Raw genomic sequence first — 24292 nt, forward strand, 5'->3', positions numbered from 1 at the left:
AGAAATAACTTCCAAATCCATGGAAATCTTTAATTTTTTATATTGGGATTATTCAATTAAAGCCCCCTATAGTTGAAGACTTGAATTCAAGATATCCAGTAAAGATAATAGTAGCTAGTAACTCATATCAATCCAAGAAAAGTACTGAAATTATTTCATTAAAGAAGCAACTTTAATGAATTCATTTCTACTTAATGATTCACTGCCTGTATAGTCTATAGCATATTCAACATTATTGATCCGCCAACTCATTATCTGGATACCATCACTCTCTGTATAATAAGCTTTTGTCCCGTCTGAAAGAGACATTTCCTCTTCCCAACTTGACACATTATTCCAGCCAATCTCGTTTGTGACCCAAACGACTAGAGTACTTGAAGAATTTTCGTAATTTAACGAAACCCGATCAAGACCTGCTTTTTTTCCATATTGTTTATCAGCATCAAAAGGAATATATTCCGGGTGTTTAACATCGAATGTTGTAGTCCAACCAACCAGATTCACTGGTAACTTAAGAAAGTGCAAGGCAAACGATAAGATAACAAACAACGTAAGAAATATAAGTAGGATTTTCTTAATCTTGATACTTTGCTTAAAATACCCTTGCATTCCTCGGGTCAATTCACTCACCCTAATTCCTCCTTTTTTATTTCCTTGCTCCTTCTTTTTGTAGAATAGGATGACCATCTATTGAGTGATCGCCCCCGTGTCTTAAAGACTCGGTTTCGAGATATCTTGGTAGTGAGGTTGTTCATCCTAATCTTTCCCTTGTGAAACCAAATTCTTTTATAAGGTTTTTCTAGTCCAGTTGATGTTTGTTCCATCTACCGTGAATCCAACTTTACTATAAAAGTGCTTCAGTTTGTTGAAGTTATCTCTTGCTGCTAAAAACCCATTTATGTCAGCCACTTTGTACTCATGTGCTATCTGTATTAGGCCTTCCAAGAGAATTTTCCCGTAACCATTATTCTCTATCTGGTCGTGAACTTGAACATCTGCAAGAGCTATGGTCTTAGAATTTAAAAAATGTGCATACAGTAATGGGTTGGGGACATACCTTCCTTTACTCGTAATTATTGAGAGCTTAAGATGAATGGAACTTTCCTCATGCTCAGGAACATCGTATAAAGTTCTATACAGAATTAAAACTTCGTCTGATCTTTCAATAATTGAAAGAACCCTTCCGTTCCTTTCAATTTCGTACTTTTCGTTCTCGATTTCGTATTCAACATTCTCCTTCTTAACTAAAGGCATTAATTTTATTTTCCTTTTGTTTTCAAGTAAATCCAAATCGAACATATAATTGCCCCTTATCTCTTTAATTCCCCGGTAAAATTTTTACTTGGGATTATTATATTGCTTTAAAAGCTCCAGTATAGTTTGTAATGGCACTTGAGTATTGTCTGCGTTATTCTGTTGGCTGCTTTCATGGTTAGTTGTAGCTGCTGTCTCTTTGGTAAATAAATGATCAGCTAATTTAAGTTTCATTTCTTTAACTTCTTGAGGTGATTCATCTTCGTAATTTTGTAAGTATGGATTGATTGATTGGATCTTCATTTGTACATTTCGGTTGTATCGGGCTTCTCTTTTATGATCCCCAGCTTGTTTGGCTGAATATGTTATTAGAGCACCTATACCTAGAGTAATCGAAAGTTTCTTGATGATTTCTACGAGAGAAAATGATGAAGGAGTTTCAACAAAAAATTCAGAAGCGAAAAACACCCAAACGGAATACAAAATTAATGCTCCGAATCCTCCTATTGTTATTTTAGTCCACATTTTCCTGGCGTTGTCTTCATCTTTAGCTGCTTTATTAAACTCGCCGCTTATAGTCTTATCTGTCACAAACTCAAACAATTCATTAAGTTCGCTTTCTTTTTTCCTTAAGCTTTTATTCGTTTCACCTGCTTGTTCATCAACTTTTTCTATCAATTTCCCTAGTTGCTCTACATAAGCATTCCTTTCTTCTTCTAAGATTTTGTCTTTTTCTGTGATGAAATTATCTTTTTGTGTGGTTAATAGTTCTTCGATTTGCTTGGGAAGGTGCTCTTTTAAGGTTCTAATTTCTTCTTCATAGCTTGTAAGCTTTTGTGTTAGATCAGTAGTTTCATTTTCTAATGTAGTCTTTAATCCTGCTACCTTTTCACCGTCATCAGCTACATTTGCACGGTGTTGACTAATTGAACGTTTTACAGTGTGGATATGTTCTCTAAATTGCTCAAGATCATCAATAGAATGAGGGATTGAGAGGTGTTGTGTAAGCTTTAGAATGGTATCACAATTTGTATTTGCATTAGTTAGATTCGCGATTTGATTATTACCTTTATAACCATTTATTTGATTATACATATTGTTTAAGTTGTCATTAATGGTTTTAACCGAATCGTAGGGCGTGAGAATGAAATCAGCGGAATTTATTCTGCTTTCTAGTGCATCTAAAACTAATTTAATTCGTTCTAATCGTTCTAACACTTGTTCTTGACCTTCAAGTTCTTTTTCTTCTTCAATAAGCGATATCATCTCTCTATTTCGAGCGATATTGGAGGTTATATTAAGGTCTTCGATTCGTTTTATGTAGGTCTCCATACTAGTTAGTCCTCTCTATTTCTAATTACTCAAATTATAACAAATTACCAATATTAGGTCATTTAGAAAGCGAGTAACAGGACCTCCTTAAAATAGAATTAAATAATTCTAACGTTGCTAATATCTCGAAACTGAGTCTTCAACTAACCTGCCCTATACTTGAAGACTCAGTTTCGAGATATTCTATAACATTTCAATAAATCAAAGACCAAAAAAAGCATAAGTCCCTATTGTGGACTTATGCTTAAAGTAACCATTCACTCAAGAATCCTCATGCTGACCATAAATCAAGGAGGCAGGAGCAGACTTGATGTGCAAATCTCTTTGAGGAAAAGGGATTTCAACCCCGTTTTCATTCAGCTGCTCATAAATAGAGAAATTCAGCTCACTTTTCATACGGATGACCTCTTTAGGATCGGAAATCCACACGAAAAGTTCAAAGTCGAGCGATGAATCTCCAAATCCCTTGAAGTTCACAAAAGGTGCAGGGGAATCCAAAACGATGGCGTTCTGTTGTTTAGACAGCTGAGCGACATGAAGAAGGATTTCTTTCACTTCTTGCGCATCACTTCCATAGGCCACCCCGATGGGAATGGTTAGGCGCAGCCTTGGATCGGTGAACGAACGGTTAACCACTTTTTCCTCTAGAAAATAGGAGTTCGGAATAATGATGTGCTCATTTTCCAGCGTCCGGACCACTGTCGCTCTCATACTGATTTTTTCAACATCCCCGATGACGTCGTCAATCAGCACTCGGTCTCCGACTTTTATCGGACGTTCGAAGAGGAGGATCAATCCTGAGATGAAATTGGAGGCGATGTTCTGCATACCAAAGCCGATCCCCACGCCTAATACACCGGCAAATACGGTCAGGGCACTCAAGTCAATGCCAACGGTCGTCAAGCTGACTAGTATCGCCACGACCATAATGACATAGTGGACGACCCGCTCCATCGTGAACTGGATGCCTTTATCCAGATGGTGGCGTTCGAAGAAAAATGGCAGCAGATGCTCATTCAAAACCTTGGATAGTCTGTAGGCGAAAGTAATGATCAGCACCGCAATGATGATCAGGAATAATGTAATGTCTACTTGACCGATGGTGAATAGCGGATACAGCAGCCACGCGGCATCCGAGAAATAGAAAATGACAAATAAAAGCAGGCCATTGAATACTACCCAATTGATCAAGGAGAAGGCCGCTTTCTGAATGCTCCCCTTCTCCCGGAAGATCCGGTTAATCAAAAAGCTGGACCCTAAGCGAAGCAAGAATAGAAACAGTAAAAAGCCTATTACGATCAATATATCTGTCCAGGGCCACTCGTTTACCTGGTTAAAAAGCATAAGTACTCACTCCATACAAAACGATCATCCTTTCGTTGCCTCTTTGAATCTATTAAACAAAAGATAGAAAACTCCTCCCTCGTTGCGCACCGTTCTTACCAGGCTCCGATCTCGCTTTTTTTCAAGCTTGCCGATTCTATAGTATTTATTTCATCGTTCCTTTGAACTTCCCCGGCTTTTTCACATAGCTCTCGACGATATACCCACAGCTTGTACAGATGATATGTTCCACTTCGGAACCAAACGACATGGCTTTATTAATCGGAAGCATAACAGCATATCCATTCTGCTTTCCTCTCCCTAATTCCCTTCCCCCACATTTCGGGCATTCTTCTATATTCGATAAATGTTTCATTCTGTCCCCTCCTCCTATGGTTATGCAACGGTTCAGCCAGTCTTATAGACCGAACGCAGCATTTTTAGAGTTTTCTAGTTTCTTCCTTTATAAGAAAAGTATATAATACTACACAGGCTATACCAAAGATCTTCCCTTTTCTCTTACATAAACAGCTGCAGAAGAACGAGAGTAGTGACTGGAGTTTAAACCAACCTCACTTGCGAGGAATTTTTTACATACACAGGTGATCCCAATGATTCTAAAAGAACTAATTTCCAATCTAGCCCTTTTGATTGCATCCTTATTCGTTTATTCCCAGTCGACACAAGCCATGCCTTTGAGCCGGTCTTCAACGTTGAAAGCCAAAATTGTTTCAGGTTTTCTAGCAGGGATCTTAGCCAATGTCCTTATGCAATACAGCATGCATTTTGACAATACCATTGTGGATTTGCGTCATATTCCCGTGATTTTAGTCGCCTATTATGGAGGAGCGGTTCCAGCGCTTGCGTCCATGTTCCTCGTGATTATCGGACGCTTTTTTATCGGATTCAACACATCCTCGCTGCTGGCTTTATTCCTAATCGTTTCTATTACACTCCTCACGTTGACCATCACAAGACTCAACATGTCCAAGCGGGTCAAAATCTTCTTGATCCTAACCTCATCGAATATCATGTTCACGATTTTGATCGTCTACCTTTTACAAAGTGTAAGTACCCTGACTGTCTTGATTCCATCTTTTTGGATCATCTCTTATATGGCTGGGTTTGTTTCTTTCTATGTGATTGAATTTTTGCGGAGAAGTCAGAATCTGTTGAACAAATACAAAGCAGAAGCTGCCACCGACGGCTTGACCGGGTTGAACAATGTTCGTAAGTTCGACCAATCCTTTAATAAAATTGCTGCTCAGGCGGTACATAAAGAAGAAAAACTTTCACTCTTATACATAGATATTGATCATTTCAAAAAGGTCAACGACACCTACGGGCATAAAGAAGGCGACCAAGTACTGATCGAGCTGAGCCGGATTTTGAGTAATACGGTACGTTCTTTTGATATTGTAAGTAGAAATGGCGGGGAAGAATTCACAGTCATTCTATTGGATTGTCCTACAGAACGAGCCCGTGATATCAGTGAGAGAATTAGAGAGAAAGTGGAAAACCACTCGTTTCTTTTAACAACAGGACAAATGATTCATGTGACCGTTTCCATCGGACTCGCCTGTTACAATGAAACGACGAGCGAGCCGAAGTTACTAATCAAAGAAGCGGATCATGCGTTGTATGATGCCAAACAAACCGGCAGGAATAAGGTCTGCATCTCCCCTGGTTACAAATGGGCGAGTCATCGAGCGTAACTCACAGTTACGCTCTTTTTTTTGTACTTTAAGCCGTTGGGAGAGGATATTTAATGGATGATCGGTTAGGACGAGGGTCTATCCGTCAAATAAAATCGGTGCTGCCACATATATTTAGACTATACTCATTTCAGGGGTGGTAGATATGGAAAGAAAGAAGCGCCCGAACATCCTTTTCCTTATGGTCGACCAGGAAAGATATCCATCCGTCTATGAAACGAAGGAACTGAAAAAATGGCGGAAAGAAAACTTGGTGACGCAGAACCTGTTACGTGAAAATGGGATGGAGTTTTTAAACCATTATGCCGGCAGTACCGCTTGCTCACCGAGCCGGGCAACCCTTTACACCGGTCAGTATCCATCGCTCCACGGAGTGACGCAGACGACGGGGGTCGCGAAAGGGCCGTTCGATCCAGATGTTTTCTGGCTTGATGCCAATACCGTGCCGACGATCGGGGATTACTTCCGGGAGGCCGGGTATCAAACCTATTGGAAAGGAAAATGGCATGCTTCTGATGAGGACATCTTAGTTCCCGGGACAAAAGATGCTTTTCCAAGCTATGATCCCAACACAGGCGTACCGGATAAAGAAAAGGAGAAACTCTATCGGGACGCGAATCGACTGGACCGTTTCGGTTTTACCGGCTGGATCGGGCCGGAACCCCACGGGTCCAATCCGCGTAACTCCGGCTCATCTGCCGCTCTCGGGACCAGTGGACGTGATGAGGTTTATGCTACGGAGACCATCGAGCTGATCCAGGATCTCGAGAAACAGTCCGATGATACGCCATGGTTTATCATGTGTTCGTTTGTCAATCCTCATGACATCGCCCTATATGGGGTTCTGACCGCCCTTTCACCAGCCTACCAGTTCAACATCGACCCTACACTTCCTCCAATTCCACCAGCACCCACTCATCAAGAATCGCTTTCAACCAAGCCTGATGCTCAGGAAAGTTACCGAATCACGTATCCACAAGCGCTACAGCCGATCATCGACCAACCCTTTTACCGACAGCTCTACTACAGCTTGCAAAAGCAGGCGGATGATGAGATGCACCGCGTCTTTCGAGCTTTCCAAAAATCCTCATTTTATGAAGATACGATCGTTATTTTCACATCGGATCATGGAGAATTGCTTGGTGCTCACGGCGGCCTTCATCAGAAGTGGTATAACATGTATGAAGAATCCATTCACGTGCCGCTCATCGTTCACAGCCCGAAGCTTTTTTCCGAAGCAGAGCAAACAGACATGTTAACGAGCCAAGTCGATCTTCTCCCTACGATGCTCGGTCTTGCTGGGATTGATGCCGATGAAATACGAGAGAAGTTGACCCGCTCTCACACCGAAGCCCAGCCCCTGGTCGGAAGGGATTTGACACCACTGATCAAAGGAAGATCTCATTTTTTCAGAGCCAACGAGCCTCTTTATTTTATGAGTGATGATGATATTACCAAAGGATTGAATCAAACGACGGCCGCCGGAGTTCCTTATGAATCTGTTGTGCAGCCCAATCACATTGAAGCCGTCATCACAAAAATGAAAACCGGAAAGGACCATGCAGAAGAAACATGGAAGTTCGCCCGCTATTACGACAACCCTCAATTTTGGAGTGACCCGGGGTGCAGTGATACGGTTCAGAAAAAAGGAAAGACGATGGAGGTCGAAGGTGACATCCAATGTTCCTGCTGTGTGAGCACAACGAAAACCGAGCCCGTTCCATCCCAATATGAACTTTATAACCTGACGACAGACCCGCTTGAAGAAAAGAACTATGCCGACCCTCAATATGCGACACCAGAATCAAGGATTGTCGAAGGGCTTTTACTGAACACCCTAGAGCAACAATGCAACCAGAAGAGACGGGAGCCTTCCAGTGGAGAAGTAGCTGGCATGCCTTCATGCAACTGTCAGGAAAACTAGTGAATCGCATGTGAGAAATTAGGCAAAAAGGGTGAACGCTCCTGACGTTCACCCTTTTTCTATCGATTAACTCTAAAATTAAAACAGCCATATGGATAGGGCACCTAAAGAAGCACCACTGATCAAAGGAAGCAGGCATCCCACGCCTACACATCCTTCAAGCAAACCATCTAAAAACCTTAGGAATCTTCCTTTTTTACTCTTGTGATTCTGTTGAAGCTCAGTCATTCTATCCTTTCACCCATCTTTTTTTCATGTTGCTCCCACCTCTTATCATGGCCCATGCTATCAAAGATCGGTCCTTATGAATGCAGGAAAAGTGTTCCATAGAGTCTGGGAAAAGAAAAAGGCAAACCCATCGTTGATAGGTTTGCCGGCTCCAAGATAGGAAACGCTCACACAAACATCCGCATCTCTATATCCTGGTCCTTCTGCGCTACTCTTATAAATCCGATTTTTTCGTAAACACGGATGGCTGCTTTATTTCGTTCATCCACTTCCAAGCGTACTTCATTGATAGCTTCGTCATAATGATGTAAACCAAAAGCAATGCCCTGCTTGACATAGGTTGCACCTAATCCTTTTCCAATCCAATCAGGCCGCAAAGCTAACCCGACCTCCATAATCCTTCCATTCACGTTGTATTCAAACAAACCAACCACCGCGTCTTCATGAAAGGCCGCATATCCTTCACAGCCACCTGGACCTTGCAACTTGCCTGTTTGGTTGAGTGATTCAAAATAAGGCGCCATTTCTACTTTTTCTACGAAACCGTCATAGTTCCATGAATCGATCTGCTTCACATCTTCTACCTTAATTGGCCGGAACTGAAATTCCATTAGACTCTCCCCTTTACGAAATCTTGCTGCGTTTCTTCATCCGATTCGTACATCTGGTTAAAGGACATTGAATACAAGTTAGAGGACATTGATGGAGATTTAGAGGACATTAACCGTGAGTTACAGGACGTTGACTGGTTCTAAGAGGACATTAAATGAGAGTTACAGGACATTGATGAAGCTAATTCCTTATCCTTACAAAAAGAATAACGATTCCATACCCGAACACACCGCCGACGATTGTCAATAACAACTGGCCGCCCCCAAAAGTATTGTGGGTGAACCCATGGGCTAGAATCAACCCAAACAGCACGCCTAAAAGCAGCATAACCGCTGATTTTGCATTCAAATTCATGCCTCCTACACCTCTCCTCTATATTGCCTATCAACCTCCATGAAATGAGTGGAAGAAATTAAAGGAATCTGCAACGAAGAGGACAACAACTATACGGCTATGCAGGCCTTCCTTTATATAGGTAATGTTCTCCACAGGTCTATACAAATACCCAACATAGACTTCCCCATTCCCCTGAACTTCGAAATAAAGTAAAAGGTCCCAAATCCAATTATTACAAACCCCACCCCTTTCCTCAAGGGGCACTGAAAAAGCGCAACCCCTCAGGATTGCGCTTTTTTAACGTCTTCCACCATTAGTGTTATAGCTTCATTAAACATAAACACTGGCACATGTACCAGCTACAGGTTCGTAATAACAATGGTTTTTGTAACGACCTGTCAGCTGTTGACCAAACCATGTCGGTGGACATGCCGCACTTGGATTGAAGTACCATAATGCATATTTTGCAGGGTGTTGCCTCCAGAACCTCAAATTCTTTTCCGCTAATCTTTTCTCCGTAGACCTCGCACGGTTATAAAAAAGATTCCCTTTCTGAACCGCTTCGAACGAATAATTGCCCCCTTGGACTTGATAAATGACATCCCGGATCGTCCGCACGTCCGTAAAGTCCAGGCAGGACGCGGCTGCACGGTTTACAATTACATTGCCTACATACAACATTCCCTGTTTGCCTTCCCCCACCGCCTCTGCACGCATCATACGAGCCATCAGAGCAACATCTGAATCTGTATATTTCACTCTCGCCATTTTACTCACCCCAACATATTGTATGAAAAAAAGCTGGGTTGATGTCATCATTTGGGGTGGATCCCCTCTGGACAGCCTCGATCAGCATTTTCAAGAATAGATATAAAAAGTTCCCCAGCTTTTGAAAGCTGAGGAACCTCTTTCTCTTTCCATCTACGGAGTAGGAATCGCTCCACCCGCGGCTTCATACCGGGCATAAAACTCTTGTAAAAATTGATTCGTTACTTTTTCATCATGGATGAACAGCATGTTTTCATCGTTGATATCATTTCCGTTCGTGCTCCAATTCGTTGAGCCGACAATCGCGGTCGGATCACTGGATGGATGTGTAGCATCAATCAACATCGTTTTTGCATGCATTTTACGATCTTCCGCATCCTCATAAACGGGAGCGGCGTTATTCCATCGTACATTAGGATTGTTCGTTGAAGATTGGCTTGCGGTACGGCCGGTCATTTCAATCGAAGCGGACCACCACTGGTTCCAGAAGCTTTGATCAAATACACCGCGCACATCAAATCCGGTCAGACTTCCTTCCAGGTCGTTGTAAGAGCCTTCCCACTTATACTTCAACTCATCGACAAGGGCCTGGTCACTCCAGGCGAAAATAGAAAAGTAACTGCTGTAATCTGCTTCATTTTTCACATAGGAAGTCATTTGTCCAACAGCATCATCCCCTGCAGAAAAGTACACATCCACTTCTTTTCCACCAACATCCACGGTATGCAGCGTGTTGTCCACTTTACGTCCATGATAATTCGAAACAGCTGGATCAGGGTTCAGATTAGCGCTCCCCCACATTTCATCAAACTCGGTTTTGAAAACATCAGCGAGGGCTGTTGAGTTCAATTCCACCACGTGTTGGGTATTGCCTCCAAGAACATCATTCTGCATGTTTTCCTCTGATCCATACAGCCCTGTAACGGTGAAATTCCAGCTTCCTGTGAATACCCATGTTCCATCGATGACGGCGAATTTGTTGTGCATCTGTTGTCCTGGCGAGTAATAACTACCCGCTTCTTTTTGTTCGGCATCGACAAGTTTGTATCCGGTCTCCGTTCCACTTCCTACTTCGACCGTCACTTGTTCCATCCCGTTCGTTGCAGTCGGAAGTCCGAACTGTTCCCGAAGCGCCTGATCTTCTACAGCAAACATGATGGAATCAGAAAACACTGTCGTATCATCGCTTGTTCCGATGACATTGTCCTGTCCTCGCACCAATTTTTCCACATACAAACGCATCGTTTGATAGCGCTCTGTATAGTGAGGATCACTGCCGTCTTTCGCATCTGCAATCACGCGCACATCGACACCTTCAGCCGCTTTAGCCATCAGCGCATCAATGATGCCCGGCAAATTGATTTCGTAAGTGGCAAGGTCGATCGACGTTGTCGCCTGATTGATACGCTTGATCAATCGATCTTCCAAATTCACGTTATAGTTCGCTTCGTTCCCAGAGGTCGCGTAGCCATCATAAGCACATTTGTTAAAGTACACATTGATGCTTCCCGCAGACTCACTCACATTGTTCAATTGCTCCGTCGTGGTTGAACATCCTGCTGAAGTGGATGAAGAGTTGGCAGAAGGCGTTCCAAGTCCTTCTCCATATGTATCCGTTGCTGTACGCCAGTTCGAAGCGTTCGTACCCACTGATTGTGGATCGATTCGTTCCATCGTAGCTTTACTGTTGTTATCACCTGCATACCATGCGTCAACAGAATCAATCACTTGTGTCCCATCACTCAGTTCAAGCACCTCACCGGAGTTACTCAAAGACCCTGAGTAGATCAAGTCGGCATCCACACCCGTAACGGTTGAATCATCCGTTCTTTCCAGCAAATAATGCCCTCCGGCAGGAATTGTACCCGATAATGAGATCACCGGCGATCCGTCCGTTGCATTCAGCGTCCAGCCTTCAAGTGAAAGGTCTGCGCCGGTCGGATTGTAAAGTTCGATCCATTCATCGTTATAACTCACATTCGTCCCCATCCAGGCTACTTCGCTGATCACCACATCATTTGCTCCTGCGGCTTCAGACACCTGCGCGAAAGGAATGCTTGTCCATCCTAAAACAAAAATAAGTACAGCTATAAATCCTGGCTTCCATCTTTCCACGTTTCCATCCCCCATTCATTTTTTCTCACAATTCTCAAAGTACCATAAATGGAGGAGGCAAATTCTGAATTTACGCATCATTTACAATAAACGATTCGATGGACCCGGTTGGCTTTTAGACAAGTGAAACCCTGGACACATAAACTTTCCTCATTTTTACTTTTTAATGCCAAAAAATAACGATTGGTTCAATCAGCCGTTTTCTTATGACTACATCTGAGACAACCCTTCCAAAAAAAGAACAAAAACAAAGCTAATGAGAGTGAAGCCAGCCAGGGGCACAGCAAAAGCGGCATTGTGCTTGAATTCCCATCCTGCACAGACAGCCCCAAGAGCGCACATCACCATCCATGCTGGTAGAAAAATAGCATCGGCTACTCCTACAGGAAGCAAAGCATAAAAGCCCGATAACCATAAAACCCAGTGAATCAGCAGGACGACCCCAATACTTAAGGACGTCTTATACGGCAGAGGTCCTCTCCCGCGTTTTTTCACGATATGGGAAGAAACAACAACGATTATGACTCCTAAGAGCAATAAAATACCTAGCAAAATTACAGATATCCCCACATCATTTCCCCCCTTCACCGAAAGAGCGTTTGACCTTACTTTGGGGACGAAGATTAAAAAGAAACACATGTTCAAAAATACAGTTATCCGCTTCTATAACGTCCCTGTACGTTTGGAATTCTCTCCTCACCCTTGAAGCTGCGGCTCTTTGCAGTACCTTTCTTCACTCGCTTCAATGTCGCTACAATAAGAAAACTTACAATCACCAACAACAGCCAGGAACTTACTTTTCCTAAGTGCACAAGACTCCACGCATCCGCCTGGTTCGGGTATTCCCATGCGCTGAAATAAGTCGCGATATTTTCTGCGATCCAGATAAAGAAGCCAATCAGCACGAACGAAAGCGCGAGCGGCATCCGGTAACGTGTACCATTGACCTTGTAGCGAACCCAGGCGTTCCAAAAAACGAGAATCACGACCGCAGATAACCACCAGCGGATGTCGATCCAATAATGATGGGTGAAAAAATTCAAGTAGATGGCAGACGCGAGAGGAACAACGAGCCAGGAGGAGGGCCACCGCACGAGCTCCACCTCAAGCCTTCTCCACGCCTGGCAGAGATAACTCGCCACACTGGCATACATGAACCCGCTATATAATGGGACGCCGAAAACTTTTGAAAATCCTTCTTCCGGATAAGACCAGGAACCCATATGAACCTTGAATAGTTCGAGCGCAAGCCCGATGAGGTGAAACAAGGAAATCACCTTCAGTTCATCCCGTGTTTCCAGGCCGGCACGGACCATCCACCACTGCATCAACAGGCAGATGATCAGCAGCCAGTCATACCTTGGCAAGAAAGGCATCGGCACCCATTTGGTTATGGCCAGAGAGGCAAAAATAACAACAGGGAACAAGCACGACAACGCCTGTTGCCAACCAAAGAGTACGAGTTGTTTCACCGCTCGCATCCGATCCCTCCTAGTCTTCGTCTTCCTGATATTCCAAAATGTCCCCCGGCTGACAATCAAGCGCTTTACAAATCGCCTCCAAAGTAGAAAAACGGACGGCCTTCGCCTTGCCATTTTTCAAAATAGAGAGGTTCGCCATCGTGATCCCGACCTTCTCCGAAAGCTCAGTCACGCTCATTTTCCTTTTCGCAAGCATCACATCAATGTTGATAATAATCGCCATGTTGATCACCTCAGACCGTAAGATCATTTTCAGATTTAATAACAATCGCTTCTCGCAGGAGTCTTTGCAGGACAGCAGCAAAGACAGCAATGACAGCAGAAGCGAAGATGATGACCATCGCGATGACAATCAGACCAGGAGCATCATCGATTTCAGCGACCGTATAGATCACCGGCATGAGCACAACGTAAAGAACGCTTATAGTAATGGCACAAAATTTGATCACCCTTAGTGCTTTGACCGATAAGTCAGAGAACGCATCATTGCTGTCAATATAGTTCAGAAGCTTAAACGCTTGATACAGTGCAAAGTAAAAAGGGACAGCCGTCAAATACATATAAATGAAGACAACCGGTTCAATGATTGGAAAGTCAAACAATAGCGCTCCCGTGTACTCCGCAAACTCAGGCACAAAAAATATACACAACGCAAGAACCGGCAGACCAATCAAAATGACCGCCAGCTTCAAAAAGAGTGTCGAACCACGTTTCATAAAAAGCACCTCATTTCCTAATATCTTTTTTCATCATACATTTGTATTTATTGTTTATCAATAAAAATATATCATTTATAAATACTTAATTATCGATATAGGTGCATTTGACCTCTCATTTAAAAAAGCGCAGATCTCCTAGTTCTAGGAGATCTGCGCTTTTCTTTATAGTCTTGTGGGACGGGTCAATCGACTTCTTGGTGCGATTAGCTGGCTCTTTGGTGCGGTTCACCACCCCTTTGGGGCGACTCGACACCCCTTTGGCGCGACTCACCACCCCTTTGGGGCGACTCGACACCCCTTTGGCGCGACTCACCACCTCTTTGGCGCGACTCACCACCCCTTTGGCGCGACTCACCATCCCTTTGGCGCGACTCACCACCCCTTTGGCGCGACTCGCTACCCCTTTGGCGCGACTCGCTACCCCTTTGGCGCGACTCGACACCTCTTTGGCGCAACTCCTCACCTCTTTGGCGCGACTCACCACCCCTTTGGCGCGACTCGCTACCCCTTTGGCGCGACTCGCTACCCCTTTGGCGCGACTCGACACCTCTTTGGCGCGACTCACCACCTCTTTGGCGCGACTCGTCACCTCTTTGGCGCGACTCACCACCTCTTTGGCGCGACTCGTCACCTTAACCTCGGACCGCTAAACTTTTCTCGTACTCCTCAACAGCTTCTTCAAAGACGGCCAGTCCCCGATCGATCTCTTCTTGAGATACCACGAGTGGCGGAATCATCCGGATGACTTCCTGGTGCTTACCACAAAGGTAAAACAACACCCCTTTTTCGAGAGACAAATCAAGGACACGCATCATCCCTGCTCCATCAGGATCACCAGTCACCGGGTCGACAATCTCAATCCCGATCATAAGCCCGACACCACGGATATCCCCGATGACCCGGTGTTTTTCCCGCAACGCCTTCAAACGATCTACAGCATAAGCACCCAATGTTCTCGTGTTTTGCAGCAGGTTCTCTTCTTCTATGACTTCAAGCGTGGCTAGTGCCGCTGAGCAGGCGAGCGGGTTCCCGCCGAATGTCGTTCCATGCGTACCCATCGGCCACTGGCTCATCAATTCTTTCGAAGCGACCGTGGCACTGAGCGGCATGCCGGATGCAATGCCTTTGGCGATCGCCATGATATCCGGGATCACGCCGAACGTCTGAGCAGCAAACCACTCTCCCGTCCTTCCGAATCCGGTCTGCACTTCATCAAAAATCAACAGGATCCCGTGCTGATCACAAATGTCGCGTACTTTTTGCAGCCACTCTTTTGGAGGAATGATGTATCCTCCTTCCCCAAGAACTGGCTCAACGATCATACACGCCACCTCTTCCGGGGTCACTTGATGGTCGAACAGCATTTCAACGTCCTTTTCCAGTTGATCCACACAATAGACAGCAGGATCTTCCCCCTCCGGACAGCTCTTCGGATCAGCATAAGGTACCTGGTACGTCAGACCATTCGGCTGTAAAAATTTGCGATACTTGCTTTTTGAAGTACTGACACCGAGAGCGCCTAACGAACGACCATGAAAACAGCCGGTAAAAGAAACGACATAAGGGCGTTTCGTTACATATTTCGCAAGCTTCAGCGCACCTTCAATCGCTTCTGTTCCACTGTTGGCAAAAAAGAAACAGTCCAGGTTCCCAGGTAGGATTCCCTGCAGCCGATCCGCGACGCGCAGAATCGAATCATACATGATGACCCCGGAAGGCCCATGCATAAGCTGGTCCACCCCTTCCTTGATCGCTTCCACGACCTTCGGATGCCGGTGCCCGGTATTGGCTACGGCGATGCCTGAGGTGAAGTCCAAATACTCTTTTCCATCGGCCCCATAGTAATAGCAGCCTTCTTCTTTCACGACCGGTAAATTGGGGTGATCTTTCGCCATGCTGGGTGCGAGCAAGTCTGGTAAACGGGTGTACAATTGATCGAATGTTGGTTTCATTTTTCCATCCCCTTCTATATCTTTGGTTCATACATGTGATTTAAAATATGAAATGGGCAACCACCACAATAATCGGCAGAGTAATGACTGTCCTTTGCAGGAAAATCACCGCCAGCTCCAAAACGGAAATAGGTATTTTCGATTTGACGAGGAGAACACCAATCTCGGACATGTAAATCAACTGCGTCAGTGATACAGCGGCGATGACAAAGCGTGTCAATTCACTTTCAATACCTGAACCGATGACAGCCGGCAGGAACATGTCCGCGAACCCGACGAGCATGGCAGGAGCCGCTTGGGCAGCTTCAGGAATTCCCATCCATTGGAGGAGAGGAACGATCGGCATCGACAAATAGGTGAAAAATGGTGTGAATTCCGCAATGATTAAGGCCACAGTTCCAAGTGCCATGACTAGTGGGATCAGAGCGAAATAAATATCAAGAACCGTTTGTGCCCCTTGTTTCCCGACTGCTTTTAAACTCTTCACTTGTGAGGCTTTGTGGAGCGCTTTTTCTACTCCCCATTGAAAATTGGAAACTCCCTCAGGGGTTTCTTCAGATATTCTCATGCCTGTCCCTTCGTAATAGGTATCCGCCTTTCTCGATAAAGGAGGGATGCGGGGACAGATAAACGCCGCTACCAAGCCTGCGACAACGACAGTCAGATAGAAAGGAACAAAATATTCTTCCAGTCCGATAAAACTGATGACGACCAAACTGAAAGCAATCGAATTAATGGAAAAGTTTGTGGCAATGATGGAGGCTTCTCGCTTCGTATAGTAACCCTCTTCGTATTGCTGAGTGGTAATGAGGACACCGACCGTCCCTGCGCCCATCCAGGAAGCGAGCGCATCGATGGAAGACCGGCCAGGCAGCTTGAACACCGGTCTCATCACCCGGCGGAGCATGGTGCCGATAAAATCCATCAAACCGAACTGCATAAGTAACGGCATCAAGACCCCTGCAAATAAGAACCAGGCAGCTAGTACAGGAACAAGGGCATAGAGCATCGTACCTCCTGTCACATCAGATGTGATAACGGCCGGCCCGATTGCAAAAAGCGTCATAAGAGCAAAGACAGCTCCCAAGATTCTTGTCACCAACCAGAAAGGATGAATATAAAAAAGCTGTTTCATAAATGGACGGTTCATGATCACAGAAGGCTGAAATGCTTTTGCAAAAATCGGGACGATGGCGGAAATAACTAGAATCCCAGTCATCAACCCTGGTAGAACGGGTTCTAAGTAGGCCTGTACCGTTTCTGCGAGAACACCGACACCGATTGTAATTTTTCCTGCAAATGGGATCGGGAATAAGAATAAAAACACGCCCAATAACGAAGGAATGATGAACCAAAGGAAATTCCTTTTGGTTCGATAGCTTTCCGGTTTTGACTCCGTATAGCCCTTCTCAAAGTCGTCCGTCTGTTTCACTTCCATGTATTCCACTCCTTATAAAAGTAATAAAAAAGGCAAAGGAAATTTTTCATCCCTCACCCTTTGTATTGCAAAAATCATGCCAACCCTTCATTTTATTCTGTATTTTTTGAGTTTTCTGACTACTGTTGGTTGACTGATCCCTAAAGCCTCCGCCATTTTCGTGGTCGTCCTGAATTTTTCTTTTGCTCGTTCAAGTCTTTCTTTTTCCACTCGATTTAGAGTTTCAGCTAATGTTTCATCAAAATTATTCATTTTTGAATAAGCCTCTCCCCTCTGACGATATCCTTCGGGTAAATCGGCCGGGTAGATGACTGGATTCGGAGAAGTCACCACTAATCGCTCTAATAAATTGATGAGCTCTCTTACATTGCCACGCCACTCGTATGTATTCAAATCGTGCATGACTTCTCTGCTCAAGACCCGCTTCCGTTTGTAACGGGCAGTGAAATGATCTAAAAAGGTATGGATCAGTGGGGTGATGTCATCTTTCCGTTCTCTTAATGGAGGAATCGTAATAGGTACGACATTCAACCGAAAATAAAGGTCTTCCCGAAACTCCTTATGATCGACCGCTTGATCCAGTTCCTTGTTCGTTGCACTGATCAATCGGAAGTCGGATTGAATTTCCTTGCGCCCTCCGACGGGATAAAAGGATTTTTTCTGAATCAGTTTCAAAACCTTCACTTGATTCTGTAAGGATAGCTCACCGATTTCATCTAAAAACATTGTCCCGTTATGGGCAAGTTCCGCGAACCCCTTTTTCCCGCCTTTGGTCGCTCCCGTAAAAGATCCCCCTTCGTAACCGAAGAGTTCAGCTTCAAACAAAGCGTCAGGAATGGCCCCGCAATTGACTTCTATAAAAGGTCCGTCCGCTCGACTACTCTTTTCGTGAATCCTTCTTGCGAGCTCCGTTTTCCCGACCCCGGATTCTCCAAGAAGAAGGACATTCGCATCCACTCCTGCCACCTGATTGGCGGTCGCAAGAACTTTGCGCATCTCTTCACTCTTGCCGATAAACGTTTCTTCTTTCTCTTGTTTTAAGCGGTTCAACTCATCACGGACACGTTCCATCTCGATCGTCATTTCTTCCATACCTGCTTTGATCTCCATGAGTTCTGTCACATCATGAGAATAACTGACCACTCGAACGAGTTCCCCCTCATCATCAAAGACGGGCAAACCTGTCACGAGCAGCTTTTTTCCGTCGGCAACGGTTTGGACGAACGTCACCCTTTCCTGTGATTCCATCACCATAGGCGTAGCCAGGGGTGTAAATAACCCCTCTTTTTCCAAATCGTAAACCGATCTCCCGAGCAGCTCATCAGCATGGACGTCATAGACTTTCCCTGTCGCTTCACTCACTTTGACAATCGTCCCATCTGTATTGGTGACAAGGATATCTTCTTGCAGCGAATGCAAAATTGTTTTATATTCGGACCATTCGGACATGCAATCCCCCACATTATTCAAGATTGAATACTTTCTACAATTCTCGTCAAAACCTCTTGATGATCAACGGAATTATTATTCATTTCTGAATATTTATACTTTTATTATACCATAACCTTTCGTCTGGTTAAGGAACGATCAGGAAATAGGATTTATGTAACCATTGTCCTTAAAAAACAAAAAAGCGCAGAACTTCGTTTGAAAACGTTCTGCGCTGGCGCTAAACCCACTCTAAAAAAACCATCGATTACCTTTTGGTATTTAGAAGGATGGATCGATTCAATTCAGCCATCGACGAACAGCCACTTAAAGCCATGGTGATATCCGTATCGGCCAGTAAATTTCTTAAAACCTCCTGCACTCCTTGTTCTCCTGCAACAGCCAGCCCGTACATGCAGGGTCGTCCAACAAGTACAGCTTTCGCTCCTAAAGATAAGGCTTTGATCACATCAGCTCCACGGCGGATTCCACCATCCATCAGTACAGGCATTTCTTTTCCTACGGCTTCAACAATCGGTGGAAGAGCATCCAATGAACTCACGGCTCCGTCGACCTGACGTCCTCCATGATTGGAGACAATGATGCCATCCACGCCGTACTCATGCGCCATCTTCGCATCGTCCGGATGAAGAATGCCCTTTAGCAAGATCGGTAAATCCGTATGCTCTCTTAAGAAAAGCAGATGTTCCCACGTTAACCCTGGATTACCGAACGTTTTCGTCCAGTGCATCACTGCCTCGGCAGGATTCTCTTCCGGAGGGGATTCCAGCCGAGAACGAAACACAGGATCTGTAAAATAGTTCCCGACCCCTTCACCGATCAAGAAAGGCAGATACACATTCTTCAAATCCTTTTCCCGCCAGGCCATCATAGGCGTGTCCAGTGTGACGACAATCGCATCATATCCAACCGCTTCTGCACGACGGACAAAACTTGCTGTCACCTCTGGATCTTTGTTCCAGTATAGTTGAAACCATTTAGGTGCGTCCCCCATGACTTCCGCAATTTCCTCCATCGTTTTTGTAGAGGCAGAACTTGTGATGTATGGAATGTTCAAAGCAGCAGAAGCCTTTGCTGAAGCTAATTCCCCATCCTCGTGAATAATCGACTGGACACCAATCGGCGCCTGCAGAAGGGGAGAATCATAGTTTTTCCCGAACAATTCTATACTCAAGTCACGGTCTTCGGCATTTCTGAGCATTCGCGGGACGATTTTATAACGGGCAAAACTGTGAAGGTTATCTTTCAACGTTTCTTCGCCGCCTGCTCCACCCGCTACATAATAGAAAGGACCATCATTTAGGACTTCTCTCGCCTTCGCTTCCCATTCTTCATAGGAAATAGGAAGCCGGTCAGGATCGGGCTTCGTCATTGTCTGGTAAACCTCGAATTGAACTTTGTTCCCGAAATTAGACATCCGTTAACCTCCTCATTGATTTAAGTTCATCTGGTGTATTTTTCCATCATGCATTTCTATCCTAACACAAAATGTAAGCGCTTTATAAAATGCTGAAATATTATACTTGAAATTTTCCCATCGTTCTTTTCTCTCTTTTTTCAACAATCTTCCAATGTACGCGTTTACACTTGTTTACAGTTCATCAAAAGAAGGTAAAAGAATGAATGTTTACTGAACGAACGGCTTCCATCTGTAGCAGAAGATAAAAAAGGAGTGCATGAAGATGAGTCAATCCATCCCTGAAATTCAACTGAACGATGGTCTTACGATTCCTGCCTTAGGATTTGGGACGTATCGTCTGAACGGAAACCGCGGAGCTTCCGCCATTCAAAGTGCCATAGATTCAGGCTACCGTTTAATCGATACCGCCTATAATTATGAAAATGAGGCGACGGTCGGAGAAGGAATCCGCCGCAGCAGCGTCCCAAGAAGTGAACTAAGAATTACATCCAAACTTCCTGGCCGGTACCACGAATACGACAAAGCCGTCACGGCCATCCAGGAATCCCTGTTCCGCGCGCAGCTGGACTATTATGATCTTTACTTCATCCACTGGCCGAATCCGAAAGAAGATTTATATGTAGAAGCCTGGCAGGCATTAATTGACGCCCAGAAATGGGGGCTGATCCGCTCGATCGGTGTATGTAATTTTCTTCCCGAACATTTGGACCGTCTGGAAAAAGAGACAGGTATCAAACCAAGCATGAATCAAGTGGAGCTTCATCCGTTTTTCAACCAGGAGGAACAAAGAGCTTATCATCAGGAAAAGCAGATCCAGACCCAATCCTGGAGTCCATTGGCCCGCGTCCAAAACATCCTCGACAATGAGGTGATCCAATCTGTAGCCGATCATTATGACAAAACGGTTTCTCAAGTCATTCTGCGCTGGCATTACCAGCTCGGTTCTGTCGCAATTCCAAAGTCTTCTTCCTCTCATCGTCAGAAGGAGAATTTATCGATTTTCGACTTTTCTCTGACTGAAGAAGATATGAACAGAATCCATCAATTAACTCAACCCGACGGCCGAATGAATGACCAGGACCCTGCTGAGTATCAGGAATTTTAATAACTGAAAGAGGAAAACAGACTACGAACCGGAAGTCTGTTTTCCTCTTTTTATATGAAAGCATTTTAATACGTATTTCATTCCCTTATACCTAAGAAATCGGTAATCTTCTTTGCAGCTCCCCACATCTTCGTTATATGAATTTGCAAGCATTGAAAACATATATTTTGACTTCTATACCTATATAATGAATGATTGCGATGCCCGGGAATTTATTACATAGGATACCCTTCAAATAATATATGAATATATGAAAAGGGTTTTCCGCTTAAGAAATCGAATTTAATACAGGAGAGATCACTGCACCAATAAAGTTCTAAGGGGGAGAAATATGACGCCAGAAAATGAGGTATTCGATCAACTGTCCTTAGGTGTGATGGTGATTGATTTAGACTACAGAATCACTCAAATGAATAAGCAAGGGGCTCGTCTTTTACAAGTAGATGGGAAGAATAGTATAGGAGAAAGTGTATATGACCTCTTTCCTGATGCCCCGGAAGAAGTACGCCACGTGGAACGAACGTTGCGGACATCCAAGGAATTTACGTTTGATGCGGTTCCTTTTCAGTGGGGAAAATATAATTTTTACTTTTCCATTCGCACCCGAATTTTAGAAGATAACGGAGAGGTTTATGGAGCGATGGTCGAGTACAATGATGTGACAGATTACTACGAGAAAGAACAACGGATGCGGAAATGGATGGAAGATATGTCTGTAAACGTCATCCCGTTGTCTGATGGCCTCGCCCTGTTACCCTTACAGCCAACCATGGACCAAATCGAATTCCAATACATTTTGGACAGGGGCTTACAGAATGTAGTAGATATGAAAGCCAACCAATTAATTATTGATTGTTCGACCCTCAGTACAGTGGACATCGTTTTCTTTGAAAAACTATCCAAACTCATCCAATCGCTATCATTAATGGGCATCCGCGTGACGATTTCCGGGATGAAGCCCGTACTATCCAAGTTGTGGGTGTCTTCTAACCTTCCACCGCTCCACGTAAAGTTTTTCACCAACTTACAGGTAGCTTTAAAGGATTTATACAACAAATAAGGCATTAACCTTCTTTCTGTTTCGAGTAATGAATGGATGCTATTCAGCATAAGAAAAAAGCGCCCCACCAGGCTGGGGACGCTTGTCATTTTAGTTGGTTTGATCTGTTAATTTAACCAATACATGAGCCATATGTTCACGCTCTTCCTTATTGGCTACATTCCATAACTCATTCAAGACTTTCTCTTCCCGGTTTCTTGGTTCCTCGTGCTCCGCCAGGTAATCAGCTACCCGCTTAGCTCCTTTAGAAAGACCTTCTTCCCCAAGCCCTAATTTTTCACCTTTTTGAACTTGATCACCTAAATAATCTTTAAAGCTGTCAAAATGCTGGAGAATCTCTTCTTTCTTTTCTTCATTCATTTGCTTTGCTGCATGTTTCGGATCTTGTGCCATTCTAACTCCTCCTTTTATTGATGTGTAGAAGGCTTTTCCTTTTCTTACATAGTACTAAACGTTTGAATGCACCGTTATGAATCATAGAACATCCAGGTTATTTTCCATGTTTTAACATTATTTAAGCGGGTATCAGTAGGATGTGCGCACATAAAACCTATCAAAAAGGAGTTTTTCAACTATGGCTGATCGCTACAAAACAGGAGAAAAAGCACCGGAAAACGGAACCTATGAATTTGATGGACTAGTAAACGAAGGTAATGAAAATGAGGTTACCAGTGACGAAAAACATATCGAATTATCGAGCGGAGATCAATTCCCTCCGATTCGCTCCAATAAAGAAGCGGCTTATTGGAAAAAAGCAAAATAAGAACAATCATTAAAAATTCCTGAGCGGAACAGCTCAGGAATTTTTAATCCAATACTAGATGAACACCCTCAAGACCCAAAGGCCAATGCAGGCCCTTCACTCCCTATCACCCAATCATAAAAGTTTTGAGCGTATTCCAGGCTCTTTTCTTCAGGAACCAACAGGCTCCATACAGAAGGGGAGCCGTCCATGGTCAAGACTTCCCCCCATCGATCCGGTATCCTTTCTTCTATAGAAGAAACGCATTTTCTCTTTTCTTCCCTATCTACGAACACAAAGTGGATCGCTGCCCATCCATACGTCGGCTCCGCTTCCTTTACCCCTACGGAAATGGTGTGCTCCTTCAATGTAGACATGACCCGATCCAAGTGGTCAGCTCTGATAGCGAGGAACGTTTCATCCTTCTCACTCGATCCAAAAGCAGGCTCCACAGGGAGAGATTCATCAATAAATTGGAATAGATTACCATAGTATATTTCCGTGTTCAAACGTAAGAGGCAGAGGTTGTTTTCGTACGTCATCCCTATGACAGGAGAACCTACTCCATTTCCTTTAAAATCGTGGATCACCGTTCCTTGCTCTAAGGTGAAGCTTGAGCGGACCACAAGAGGAATGTTGTGCTTTTGGGCATGACGAACCGCGCGAGGGTGGATGACCCCCGCTCCCATTTCCGCCATCGTCTGCATCTGGTCATAATCCATGCTGTGAATCTTTCTTGCGCCGGAAATGATACGTGGATCAGCGGTATAGACGCCATCAACATCTGTAAAAATTTCACACCGATCGGCATTCAGTACTGCAGCAAGAGCGGCTGCCGTCGTATCCGACCCTCCTCGTCCGAGAGTACAGATCTCTCCATTCGCTGCACATCCCTGAAATCCGGCAACCACGGCAATTTTACCTTCATCCAAGACTTCCTGAATGTTCAGGGTATGTACCGCTTTGATTTTAGCGTTACCATGGACATATTCGGTCTCAATTCCTGCCTGCTGTCCCGTCATCGCGACGGATCCAACGCCCAGCTCTTGAAGAGCAAGGGCCATAAGCGCGGAAGAAACTTGTTCGCCAGTGGATAGTAGCAAGTCCTTTTCCCTTCCGCAAGAGGATGGGTTTACTTCCTGACAGAGTCTCATCAGTTCGTTTGTTTGGTCCCCCATAGCGGAAACAACGACAACGACGTCGTTTCCTTTTTCTTTTTCTGAGCGGGCACGTGCGGCCACTTTCTTGATTCGTTCCGGTGACTGCAGGGAACTACCTCCGAATTTTTGTACAATAATGGCCATCCTTCATTCCTCTTT

24 protein-coding genes are annotated in these 24292 nt (G+C 44.4%); 5 read left to right on the forward strand and 19 right to left on the reverse strand.

Annotation, left to right across the window (positions count from 1 at the left end):
- Positions 1-150: 150 nt before the first annotated feature.
- The 5 genes from HFA01_RS04500 to HFA01_RS04520 form a co-directional block, all read right to left on the reverse strand.
- Entirely contained in the window at positions 151-630 is a 480-nt protein-coding gene (locus tag HFA01_RS04500; protein WP_146813649.1) for a hypothetical protein, read from the reverse strand.
- A gap of 156 nt (positions 631-786) precedes the next feature.
- Entirely contained in the window at positions 787-1299 is a 513-nt protein-coding gene (locus HFA01_RS04505) for a GNAT family N-acetyltransferase (RefSeq protein ID WP_146813651.1), read from the reverse strand.
- 39 nt (positions 1300-1338) lie between these two features.
- A complete protein-coding gene (locus tag HFA01_RS04510; RefSeq protein ID WP_146813653.1) occupies positions 1339-2586 on the reverse strand; it encodes a hypothetical protein in 1248 nt (415 codons plus the stop codon).
- 261 nt (positions 2587-2847) lie between these two features.
- Positions 2848-3930 carry a mechanosensitive ion channel family protein gene (locus HFA01_RS04515; protein WP_146813655.1) on the reverse strand — a complete coding sequence of 361 codons (1083 nt, stop codon included), beginning with the start codon at positions 3928-3930 and terminating at the stop codon, positions 2848-2850.
- Positions 3931-4075: 145 nt separating this feature from the next.
- Positions 4076-4285, reverse strand: coding sequence for a transcription initiation factor TFIIIB (locus HFA01_RS04520; RefSeq protein WP_146813657.1), 210 nt, complete (start codon positions 4283-4285; stop codon positions 4076-4078).
- A gap of 235 nt (positions 4286-4520) precedes the next feature.
- On the opposite strand from HFA01_RS04520, the gene HFA01_RS04525 reads away from it, so the two are divergent.
- Both HFA01_RS04525 and HFA01_RS04530 read left to right on the forward strand, forming a co-directional pair.
- On the forward strand, positions 4521-5624 hold the full coding sequence (locus tag HFA01_RS04525; protein ID WP_146813659.1) for a diguanylate cyclase: 1104 nt from the start codon (positions 4521-4523) through the stop codon (positions 5622-5624).
- 145 nt (positions 5625-5769) lie between these two features.
- A complete protein-coding gene (locus tag HFA01_RS04530) occupies positions 5770-7548 on the forward strand; it encodes a sulfatase family protein (RefSeq protein ID WP_146813661.1) in 1779 nt (592 codons plus the stop codon).
- 395 nt (positions 7549-7943) lie between these two features.
- Here HFA01_RS04530 and HFA01_RS04535 read toward each other — a convergent pair whose 3' ends face one another.
- From HFA01_RS04535 to HFA01_RS04585, 12 genes are all read right to left on the reverse strand, one after another.
- Positions 7944-8387, reverse strand: a complete 444-nt coding sequence (locus HFA01_RS04535; protein WP_146813663.1) for a GNAT family N-acetyltransferase — start codon at positions 8385-8387, stop codon at positions 7944-7946.
- 181 nt (positions 8388-8568) lie between these two features.
- Entirely contained in the window at positions 8569-8736 is a 168-nt protein-coding gene (locus HFA01_RS18805) for a hypothetical protein (protein ID WP_167506159.1), read from the reverse strand.
- Between the two features lie 318 nt (positions 8737-9054).
- Positions 9055-9492 (reverse strand): cell wall hydrolase, encoded by a 438-nt coding sequence (locus tag HFA01_RS04540; RefSeq protein ID WP_146813665.1) that lies wholly within the window; start codon positions 9490-9492, stop codon positions 9055-9057.
- A gap of 153 nt (positions 9493-9645) precedes the next feature.
- The gene (locus HFA01_RS04545; protein ID WP_246139271.1) at positions 9646-11607 is read right to left on the reverse strand and encodes a phospholipase D-like domain-containing protein; all 1962 of its coding nucleotides are present in this window, start codon (positions 11605-11607) and stop codon (positions 9646-9648) included.
- A 210-nt stretch (positions 11608-11817) separates the two neighbouring features.
- On the reverse strand, positions 11818-12177 hold the full coding sequence (locus HFA01_RS04550) for a hypothetical protein (RefSeq protein WP_146813669.1): 360 nt from the start codon (positions 12175-12177) through the stop codon (positions 11818-11820).
- Positions 12178-12260: 83 nt separating this feature from the next.
- Complete coding sequence (locus tag HFA01_RS04555) at positions 12261-13088, reverse strand: DUF817 domain-containing protein (RefSeq protein WP_146813671.1); 828 nt, start codon at positions 13086-13088, stop codon at positions 12261-12263.
- Between the two features lie 10 nt (positions 13089-13098).
- Positions 13099-13311 (reverse strand): helix-turn-helix domain-containing protein, encoded by a 213-nt coding sequence (locus HFA01_RS04560; protein WP_089650949.1) that lies wholly within the window; start codon positions 13309-13311, stop codon positions 13099-13101.
- A gap of 10 nt (positions 13312-13321) precedes the next feature.
- Positions 13322-13804: a DUF2975 domain-containing protein gene (locus HFA01_RS04565; RefSeq protein WP_146813673.1), complete on the reverse strand. Its 483-nt coding sequence runs from the start codon at positions 13802-13804 to the stop codon at positions 13322-13324.
- A gap of 635 nt (positions 13805-14439) precedes the next feature.
- Complete coding sequence (locus tag HFA01_RS04570) at positions 14440-15759, reverse strand: aspartate aminotransferase family protein (RefSeq protein ID WP_146813675.1); 1320 nt, start codon at positions 15757-15759, stop codon at positions 14440-14442.
- 40 nt (positions 15760-15799) lie between these two features.
- On the reverse strand, positions 15800-17197 hold the full coding sequence (locus HFA01_RS04575; RefSeq protein WP_146813677.1) for a YjiH family protein: 1398 nt from the start codon (positions 17195-17197) through the stop codon (positions 15800-15802).
- A gap of 87 nt (positions 17198-17284) precedes the next feature.
- Positions 17285-18646: a sigma-54 interaction domain-containing protein gene (locus tag HFA01_RS04580; protein ID WP_146813679.1), complete on the reverse strand. Its 1362-nt coding sequence runs from the start codon at positions 18644-18646 to the stop codon at positions 17285-17287.
- Positions 18647-18893: 247 nt separating this feature from the next.
- Positions 18894-20063 carry a lactate 2-monooxygenase gene (locus tag HFA01_RS04585; RefSeq protein WP_146813681.1) on the reverse strand — a complete coding sequence of 390 codons (1170 nt, stop codon included), beginning with the start codon at positions 20061-20063 and terminating at the stop codon, positions 18894-18896.
- A 265-nt stretch (positions 20064-20328) separates the two neighbouring features.
- On the opposite strand from HFA01_RS04585, the gene HFA01_RS04590 reads away from it, so the two are divergent.
- Together HFA01_RS04590 and HFA01_RS04595 are read left to right on the forward strand one after the other, a co-directional pair.
- Entirely contained in the window at positions 20329-21171 is an 843-nt protein-coding gene (locus tag HFA01_RS04590) for an aldo/keto reductase (RefSeq protein WP_146813683.1), read from the forward strand.
- Between the two features lie 331 nt (positions 21172-21502).
- Entirely contained in the window at positions 21503-22231 is a 729-nt protein-coding gene (locus HFA01_RS04595; RefSeq protein WP_146813685.1) for a PAS domain-containing protein, read from the forward strand.
- A 90-nt stretch (positions 22232-22321) separates the two neighbouring features.
- Here the strand turns inward: HFA01_RS04595 and HFA01_RS04600 are convergent, their stop codons facing one another.
- The gene (locus tag HFA01_RS04600) at positions 22322-22624 is read right to left on the reverse strand and encodes a DUF3243 domain-containing protein (RefSeq protein ID WP_146813687.1); all 303 of its coding nucleotides are present in this window, start codon (positions 22622-22624) and stop codon (positions 22322-22324) included.
- A 181-nt stretch (positions 22625-22805) separates the two neighbouring features.
- On the opposite strand from HFA01_RS04600, the gene HFA01_RS04605 reads away from it, so the two are divergent.
- The gene (locus HFA01_RS04605) at positions 22806-22994 is read left to right on the forward strand and encodes a YjzC family protein (protein WP_146813689.1); all 189 of its coding nucleotides are present in this window, start codon (positions 22806-22808) and stop codon (positions 22992-22994) included.
- Positions 22995-23062: 68 nt separating this feature from the next.
- Here the strand turns inward: HFA01_RS04605 and HFA01_RS04610 are convergent, their stop codons facing one another.
- Positions 23063-24277, reverse strand: coding sequence for an aspartate kinase (locus HFA01_RS04610; RefSeq protein WP_146813691.1), 1215 nt, complete (start codon positions 24275-24277; stop codon positions 23063-23065).
- Between the last annotated feature and the right edge of the window lie 15 nt (positions 24278-24292).

This window comes from Halobacillus faecis (genome assembly GCF_007991335.1).
Taxonomy (GTDB): Bacteria; Bacillota; Bacilli; order Bacillales; family Halobacillaceae; genus Halobacillus; species Halobacillus faecis.

What these genes read in the sequence shown, in the direction of transcription:
- HFA01_RS04510 (WP_146813653.1), bottom strand. Translation starts at nt 2,586, where the DNA reads ATGGAGACCTACATAAAACGAATCGAAGACCTTAATATAACCTCCAAT.
- HFA01_RS04570 (WP_146813675.1), bottom strand. Translation starts at nt 15,759, where the DNA reads ATGAAACCAACATTCGATCAATTGTACACCCGTTTACCAGACTTGCTC.
- HFA01_RS04590 (WP_146813683.1), top strand. Translation starts at nt 20,329, where the DNA reads ATGAGTCAATCCATCCCTGAAATTCAACTGAACGATGGTCTTACGATT.
- HFA01_RS04610 (WP_146813691.1), bottom strand. Translation starts at nt 24,277, where the DNA reads ATGGCCATTATTGTACAAAAATTCGGAGGTAGTTCCCTGCAGTCACCG.
- HFA01_RS04555 (WP_146813671.1), bottom strand. Translation starts at nt 13,088, where the DNA reads ATGCGAGCGGTGAAACAACTCGTACTCTTTGGTTGGCAACAGGCGTTG.
- HFA01_RS04585 (WP_146813681.1), bottom strand. Translation starts at nt 20,063, where the DNA reads ATGTCTAATTTCGGGAACAAAGTTCAATTCGAGGTTTACCAGACAATG.
- HFA01_RS04605 (WP_146813689.1), top strand. Translation starts at nt 22,806, where the DNA reads ATGGCTGATCGCTACAAAACAGGAGAAAAAGCACCGGAAAACGGAACC.
- HFA01_RS04560 (WP_089650949.1), bottom strand. Translation starts at nt 13,311, where the DNA reads ATGGCGATTATTATCAACATTGATGTGATGCTTGCGAAAAGGAAAATG.
- HFA01_RS04535 (WP_146813663.1), bottom strand. Translation starts at nt 8,387, where the DNA reads ATGGAATTTCAGTTCCGGCCAATTAAGGTAGAAGATGTGAAGCAGATC.
- HFA01_RS04530 (WP_146813661.1), top strand. Translation starts at nt 5,770, where the DNA reads ATGGAAAGAAAGAAGCGCCCGAACATCCTTTTCCTTATGGTCGACCAG.
- HFA01_RS04595 (WP_146813685.1), top strand. Translation starts at nt 21,503, where the DNA reads ATGACGCCAGAAAATGAGGTATTCGATCAACTGTCCTTAGGTGTGATG.
- HFA01_RS04525 (WP_146813659.1), top strand. Translation starts at nt 4,521, where the DNA reads ATGATTCTAAAAGAACTAATTTCCAATCTAGCCCTTTTGATTGCATCC.
- HFA01_RS04505 (WP_146813651.1), bottom strand. Translation starts at nt 1,299, where the DNA reads ATGTTCGATTTGGATTTACTTGAAAACAAAAGGAAAATAAAATTAATG.
- HFA01_RS04575 (WP_146813677.1), bottom strand. Translation starts at nt 17,197, where the DNA reads ATGGAAGTGAAACAGACGGACGACTTTGAGAAGGGCTATACGGAGTCA.
- HFA01_RS04565 (WP_146813673.1), bottom strand. Translation starts at nt 13,804, where the DNA reads ATGAAACGTGGTTCGACACTCTTTTTGAAGCTGGCGGTCATTTTGATT.
- HFA01_RS04515 (WP_146813655.1), bottom strand. Translation starts at nt 3,930, where the DNA reads ATGCTTTTTAACCAGGTAAACGAGTGGCCCTGGACAGATATATTGATC.
- HFA01_RS04580 (WP_146813679.1), bottom strand. Translation starts at nt 18,646, where the DNA reads ATGTCCGAATGGTCCGAATATAAAACAATTTTGCATTCGCTGCAAGAA.
- HFA01_RS04520 (WP_146813657.1), bottom strand. Translation starts at nt 4,285, where the DNA reads ATGAAACATTTATCGAATATAGAAGAATGCCCGAAATGTGGGGGAAGG.
- HFA01_RS04600 (WP_146813687.1), bottom strand. Translation starts at nt 22,624, where the DNA reads ATGGCACAAGATCCGAAACATGCAGCAAAGCAAATGAATGAAGAAAAG.
- HFA01_RS04540 (WP_146813665.1), bottom strand. Translation starts at nt 9,492, where the DNA reads ATGGCGAGAGTGAAATATACAGATTCAGATGTTGCTCTGATGGCTCGT.